At 48.3% G+C, this 6658-nt stretch carries 10 protein-coding genes; all 10 read right to left on the bottom strand.

All coding sequences use genetic code 11. The features are described 5' to 3' along the window. Positions 1–226: hypothetical protein (locus RRY12_12260; protein ID MEG2185445.1), on the bottom strand; the 226-nt coding region annotated here is incomplete at its 3' end. A gap of 1 nt (position 227) precedes the next feature. Then, positions 228–1235 (bottom strand): Gfo/Idh/MocA family oxidoreductase, encoded by a 1008-nt coding sequence (locus RRY12_12255; protein MEG2185444.1) that lies wholly within the window; start codon positions 1233–1235, stop codon positions 228–230. A gap of 19 nt (positions 1236–1254) precedes the next feature. Then, positions 1255–2019: an SDR family oxidoreductase gene (locus RRY12_12250; protein ID MEG2185443.1), complete on the bottom strand. Its 765-nt coding sequence runs from the start codon at positions 2017–2019 to the stop codon at positions 1255–1257. 2 nt (positions 2020–2021) lie between these two features. Then, a complete protein-coding gene (locus RRY12_12245; protein ID MEG2185442.1) occupies positions 2022–2240 on the bottom strand; it encodes an acyl carrier protein in 219 nt (72 codons plus the stop codon). A 67-nt stretch (positions 2241–2307) separates the two neighbouring features. Then, positions 2308–3309 (bottom strand): ketoacyl-ACP synthase III, encoded by a 1002-nt coding sequence (locus tag RRY12_12240; protein ID MEG2185441.1) that lies wholly within the window; start codon positions 3307–3309, stop codon positions 2308–2310. An 11-nt stretch (positions 3310–3320) separates the two neighbouring features. Beyond that, positions 3321–4073 (bottom strand): SDR family oxidoreductase, encoded by a 753-nt coding sequence (locus RRY12_12235; protein ID MEG2185440.1) that lies wholly within the window; start codon positions 4071–4073, stop codon positions 3321–3323. Next, the gene (locus tag RRY12_12230) at positions 4070–5098 is read right to left on the bottom strand and encodes a ketoacyl-ACP synthase III (GenBank protein ID MEG2185439.1); all 1029 of its coding nucleotides are present in this window, start codon (positions 5096–5098) and stop codon (positions 4070–4072) included. The genes RRY12_12235 and RRY12_12230 overlap by 4 nt, the downstream gene beginning before the upstream one ends. Continuing rightward, positions 5098–5325 (bottom strand): acyl carrier protein, encoded by a 228-nt coding sequence (locus RRY12_12225; protein ID MEG2185438.1) that lies wholly within the window; start codon positions 5323–5325, stop codon positions 5098–5100. Before RRY12_12225 ends, RRY12_12230 begins: the two co-directional genes overlap by 1 nt. A gap of 36 nt (positions 5326–5361) precedes the next feature. Further along, positions 5362–6249: a hypothetical protein gene (locus RRY12_12220; GenBank protein MEG2185437.1), complete on the bottom strand. Its 888-nt coding sequence runs from the start codon at positions 6247–6249 to the stop codon at positions 5362–5364. A gap of 23 nt (positions 6250–6272) precedes the next feature. After that, positions 6273–6658 (bottom strand): UDP binding domain-containing protein (locus RRY12_12215; GenBank protein ID MEG2185436.1); only part of this gene is annotated, 386 nt, incomplete at its 5' end.

The following is a 6658-nucleotide window of genomic DNA, read 5'->3' as shown; positions in this document are numbered from 1 at the left end:
CATCAACAACTCCTATTTGATTTGCAACCTTTAGACAATAATTAATAAAAAACAAATACGAAAACCTTGCATGCGGTTTATAAATATAATGTTTTTCTTCTAACGGCGTCTTGTTTATAGACAGAGACACGTAATAAGTATCCCCTAGTTCTTTGGCGATTTTGATTAGTTCTCGCAAACGACCATCATATTCTATTGTAGAATATGATAATAGAAGAACCTTCAATTTAGATATTCCTCTTGTAAGCACTAAAAATAATCTCCACAGTTTTCCTGGCCTCTCTTCCCGTGCACATCGGCTCCGTTTTACCGTCGAGCACGTCCAGTACATGACGGTAGTAGGGCAGGTGTCCGTGACCGTAGACGGACTGCGGGGCTTCGTTGGCGTTGGCTACCTCTTCGTCCATGGGGTCTTTGTCCGCGAATGTCCACTGTTCTATCTTGTTGAGCGCAAAGCCGCCGACTCTTACCGTGCCTTTTTCTCCGAGGATCGTCAGACTGCCTTCAAGGTTTTTCGGGTAGGTGAGTACCGTCGCGTTGATGCTGCCTATCGCGCCGCTCTTAAACTTCAGGACGACGGAGATCGTGTCTTCGGCCTCCATTTTTATCTTTTGGGTCGAGTATTGCGCCTTGACGTCTGCTACCTCGCCACCGAACCACTGTACGAGGTCCACGTAATGGCTCGCCTGGTTTGAGAGGCAGCCGCCGTCAAGTTCGTAGACCCCGCGCCATTTGGCCATGTCGTAGTAGTCTTGCGGGCGGGTCCAAAGGACGTTGGCTAAGATCATGTAGATTTTGCCGAACCGGCCTTTTTCGTATGCCCTGCGCAGCAGCTGAATGCTGGGGTTGAAGCGGTTTTGTTTGACGACCATGTATTTGACACCGGCGTTGTCCGCCGCCGTTATCGCTTGGTCGCAGGCTGCCAGCGAACAGCCCTGAGGTTTTTCGGAGAGGATGTTTTTCTTCGCTTCCGCCGCCTCGATGGCCTGGTAGGGGTGGAGGCCGGAGGGGGTGCAGAGAGTGACGAGATCGGCGTCGGTCTCTTTGAACATTTGCCGGTAGTCAGTATATGACTTGCATCCGTTGCCGGCCTTCATCGCCGCCTCAATCGCGCGCTCGGGGATTATGTCGCAGCAGGCGACAAGTTCCGCCAGTCCCTCTTCTTTCAGTTGGTTTATCGCCTCTATATGATTTTTGCTTATTCTGCCGCAGCCGGTTAACGCTATTTTGTGCATCTTTTATTCTCCTCTTGTCTTATAAGTTATACCCGCCATCAACATTCACAACGCTGCCCGTCACCCATTTAGCGGCCTCCGAGAGCAGATAGACAGCCGCCGAAGCCACGTCGTTCGGCTCTCCTAGTCCCAGAAGGTGTCTTCCTGCGATAGCGTTTTCAAAATCGGTTTCTGTTTTATAGAGTCTCTTTATATTGTCCAACATGGGCGTCTTTACATATCCAGGGCAGACGCAGTTGAATCTTATTCTATGGTCCGCATATTCCGCCGCCAGGGATTTTGTGAGTGATATTAAGGCCCCTTTGGAGGCCGCGTATGCCGCCTTGCCCGCCGCGCCGTATTGCCCGGCGACTGAGGATATCGCGACTACGGATAGTTTTCCGAGCTCGTGGTTTTTCTTTTTCAGTATTTCTCTCGTTATCTCCCAATAGGCGTCAAGGTTGACGGACATTATTTCGTGCAGGTCTGAAAGTTCCGTCATGCGAAACGGCAGGGTCTTTTCTATCCCCGCGCAGTGGACGAAGCCATTCAGAGGCCCCGTTTTGGCAACAGCCTCTTTCACCAGCATGGCGCACTTTTCCGGCGCCAGCTCGGCGGCGATCGCGACGTGCCCCTCTCCCTCAAGAGAGGCTATGGTTTCGCTCAGCCTGGCTTCGCTGCGCCCGTTGATTATGCATAGCGCTCCCTGCGCGGCAGCCAATTGTGCCGTCGCCCTGCCGATGCCTGAAGAGCCGCCGGTTATAAGTATTTGCTGTCCTTCCAGTCCAAAGACGCCGTGTTTCATCTTTAGGCCATCAGGTTGAGGATGTCCTGGACTGTTTTCAGCTCTTCGATCTGTTCGGCGCTGAGGACTTTAGCAAATTTCCGGTCGAGCATAGCGATGGTGGAGATCACTCCCATAGAGTCCCATTCTTCAAGGGATTTGAGTTCCGTCTCCGGTTTAACGTTGTTCTGCTCGGCATCCAGTGTTTCGGCTATCAGGATAAGTTTTTCTTCTATTGTCATTGTAATGTCTTCCTTTCTTTTCTTTGCCTTTTGTATGTGCTGCGTATGACGGTCTGCTTGGTTTTTATCAGAGCGTGATGACGGTCCCGCCCCAGGAATAGCCGACGCCAAATCCGGCAAGGAGGATTTTCGCGCCGGGGCGAAGTTTCTCCGGTTCTCGTTTCCGCGCTCGTTTTATCGCGATGGGGATGGTGGAGCTGACGGTGTTGCCCAGTTCTTCTACATCAAGACAGAATTTTTCTTCCGCAATCCCAAGTTTGTCTCGCAGTGAGGCGAGGACGAGCTTGTTGGCTTGATGGAGTACGACATAATCTATGCCGTCCACTGTAAGTGCGTTTTTTTCCAGTATCTCGGAGACCAGCCCTGGAACGGCCCTGAGGGTGAAGGCATATATTTCCGGCCCGTTCATGTAGAGGTTGTTTTCACTGCGGATATTCCCGCTGGCGTCTTCACGCTCAACAGCGCTCTGTTCGTCTCTTGGCTTTGCCATACCGCCGGCGGGGACTATGAGGTTGGGGGCGCCTTTGCCGTCGGTGCCAAGCACAAAACTGCCAATTTTGTCGATATCGTCAGGCGTGAGATACGTGGCCGCCGCCGCGTCTCCGAAGACAGTTCTTGTACTCCTGTCCAGCGGGTTGATGTGTTTGCTGTATGTCTCGGCGGTGATGAGCAGGATGTTTTTGGCAATGCCGGCACACAAAAGTCCCTTGGCGGCCGCCAGGCCATAGATGTAGCCGGAACAGCCAAGGTTGTAATCAAATGATCCCGCAGAAGTCGGGATGCCAAGGCAGTTCTGAACGATGCAGGCCGTAGTAGGCAGGAAATAGTCCGGGCTTTGGGTGCAGAGCATGACAAAGTCGATATCCCGCGGGGATATGCCGTATTCGTCAAAGAGGTTCTCCGCCGCCCTTGCCGCCATGTCGGAGACGAGTTCCGTACCCGAGACGGGGCGTGATTTAATGCCTGTCTTGCGGTATATCTTTGACGCCGTCCAGGAGGGATTGGCGTAAGCGGCCTCCAACATCTCGTTGGTTAGGGGGGTTGGGGGGAGGTGGTAGGATATCAGCATGGCTTAATCACCTACGATAAGAAACCACCGTCGACTATGACGGTGGTTCCCGTTATCCATTTGGCTTCGTCCGATAATAGAAAAGCCGCGGCGGAAGCAACATCTACGGCAGAACCTAAGCCAAGCGGGTGTGCCTCTTTCATTTTCTCTTCCAGCCCATTCACAGCCAAAATATTTTCTTTATTCATATTTGTATCAAGCCAGCCGGGGCTCACGCAGTTTATCCTGACTCCAAATGGTGCGAGTTCTCTGGCAAACGCTTGCGCAGAAGCCTCTAAAGCTGCTTTGGAAGCGCCATACGCGCCTAGCCCTTTTTCACCGGCGTGTGCGCTTACAGAGGATATCAGGACAAGGGAAGATTGATTTGCCCTAAAGCTTTTGGAGGCAAGTACCTTTGAAAAGAGAATGGCTCCCGTATAGTTGACTTCAAATATGTTGTTTATCGTCTTTTTGTTTATTCCCCTTAAGGGCATGATTGGCGCGATGCCGGAGCAATAGACGCCGCCGTCAAACCTTTCCACGCTTAAATCATCCGACGCTAAGGCTAGCTCCCTGTTGAAATCTTCTTCGAAGGAGGGAGATGTGACATCTATGTTTATAAGACGTTTTTTTGTCTGAATTTTTCCAGCAAGACTGCTTAGCATGGCGGCATTTCTCCCGCATAAAACTAAAGAGGCTCCGTCGAATGAAAGTTTTTCCGCCAATGCGTTGCCAATGCCGGAGGTGGCGCCCATTATGACAAAGGTTTTATTTGAGAGCGTCATATCTCTTGCACCGCATGGAATTTTGTATTAGACAGATCTGTTATAAGCGTTGCCAAAGTAAGACCAACTCCAAAGCCGGCCAATAGAGCATTTTTCCTGATATTCTGACTGTGGTTTGGCAGCGTGTCGCATAGTGCGAGCGGAATTGACGCAGGGCCAGTATTTCCATAGTCCTTTACTGATAAAATTACTTTGTCGCTGTCAAGTTTTAGATTCTTTGCCATGGATTTCACGATAAACTCGTTAGCCTGATGAAATACGTAGAGGTCCGGAGGGCAAGTCAGCACAGCGCTTTCTTCCTCAATGAGAGACGTCGCTTTTGACAAAGCGAAAAGCATTATCGACATGCCGTCCATGTAAAGATGTTCCTGGGAGCGCCAATTCCCTTTCTCGCACTCCACAACTTGCCTGGAGGCGTCTGACGACAGCAGCCGATTCCCCCCGGCAGGGATCATCAGTGATTTGTATCCTTCACCATGCGTTTTAAGATTAAAAGCCATGCGGCTTTCTTTTATAGGCGAAACTAACGTCGCGGAGCCGGCGTCACCCATCAGCAGAAACAAAGAATGGTCTTTAGGTGATACATGTTTAGTCATTGTATCACCGACCAACAACAGGACATCGCCTTCAGTCGACGAGGCTATCATCGAAGCAAGGTGAAGCCCTTTTATGAACCCGGTACAGCCAGCATTCACATCATAGCAAACAACATCGGACGGCAAGCCAAGTTTATGCTGCAAGACGCAGCTGGTAGCAGGCAAAATGTAATCAGGAGTTTGTGATACAAACACAACTCCGCTTACATTAGTCGTTTCTGCCAGCACCATTTTTGCAGCGGCTTCACAATAATCGGCAGCGGTCTCTCCGTCTTTACTAACGCGTACAAAATTTATACCGGTATTCTGGCATATCCTTCCAGCGTTTTTTTCGCCAACGATTTTTGCCAAATCGTCATATCCCCGTTTTTGCTTGGGAACAGCGACGGATATCGCCTTTATACCAATTCCGTCTATTACGGCTCTCATTATAATAATTTACTCTCAACCAAACGAATAAGATCTGATACCGTTTTCGCGTCCAGCATCTCATCAGCGGTCAATTTCACGCCATATTCACTGATAGCGTATGCCACAAATGTAACATTTGCGAGTGAGTCCCAAGATTCCAGGTCCATAAGCTCCGTATCTGGTTTTACAAGATTTGGATCTGTTTCTGAAATTTCTGCAATTTTGGTAATTACGTTCTTTTTCATGGCACTTACTTTCTCCTTTTATTTAGCTAAATATAATTATGATTCCAACAAGAAGCGACCACTCTCCAACAGGTGCTTCTGGTGTGGCATCGCAAAATTACCAGAAACAATGTCATTTTCTTTCAGATTTCGAATAACAACGGCCCCTATAAGTACTCGTGCATTGCTTCCTATCGTCAATCTATTTGAAATGGTACATTTGGATCCTATCCAGACGTTATTTCCAATGTATGTAGAGCCACCAACACTGGTACCACCAGCAAATAATGTTCTTGCACCAACATGTACTCTATGGGCTATGTGTACAAAATTATCGATTTTACACTCATCACCTATAACAGTGTCGCGTCCCATAAATCCTTTATCAACTGTAACAGATGCTTGTATATCAACATTGCTTCCGATTTTTACAAACCCATCATGACAGACGATTCTTTTGACTTTGTTTAAATCTTCAAATACATGGAATCCATCTTCTCCGATAACGCAATTTGGACCAATGGTCGTGTTATCGCCAATTTCCACACCGGCAAGAATTACAGCATTGGGAGCAATGACGACATTTTCTCCAATAGTTACCCCATTAGGAGCGATATAAGCGAGAGGGTGAATAGAGGCTGATGGCGCTATTTTGTTTTCTCCATATTTTAAATATTGCTTACAATATTCATTATGCAAGCCGAATAAGGCGGCTTTAGGCTTTTCCACTATAACTGCTTCAATTTTTTCATGGAGCAAAGGTGCATCTTCTTCTCTCACTAGTACTACAGAAATATTCAAATTTTTATTTATATCTTTCGCAAATTTTGGATTATCCAAAAAGCTTATCGTATTGGCTCTCGTGGAATCTGCCATACCTGTATGTTCCACACTATTTTTTATTGTTCTATTAAGAAATTCAGAAGCTAAACTTTTCAAGTCCATCTCTTATCGCTCCTAACAACTCGCTAAAGTCTGCTGTAGTTCTCAGCTGACAAAACGGTTTCACCCAAATCGCTTACAACGGCGTTTTTGGTATCGAACAGAATTTTCGCGTTGTCCAGTATCATCCGGTAGTCGATGTTATGTTTATGCCAGGTGGTGATGATCACGGCGTCGCAGGCGGCCACGCTTTCCGGCGTCAGCTCCGCGGAGCGGACGACGACGCTCTTCCACTTGGCGCTATGGCAGTATGGGTCGTGGTATATAACATCAGCGCCCCTCTTTTCCAGCTCTTCCCAGACTTTGAGGGCGGGAGATTCACGCAAATCGTCTATGTCTCCCTTGTAGGCGATACCCAGCAGCATGATTTTGCTGTTTTTCAGCGGTTTTTCATGTTCGTTTAGTATCTCCA

Origin of the sequence: Cloacibacillus sp. (assembly GCA_036655895.1) — a bacterium.
Taxonomy (GTDB): Bacteria; Synergistota; Synergistia; order Synergistales; family Synergistaceae; genus JAVVPF01.
Note: the sequence above shows the minus strand (reverse complement) of the source record. Positions and strands in the feature narration are given on the sequence as shown.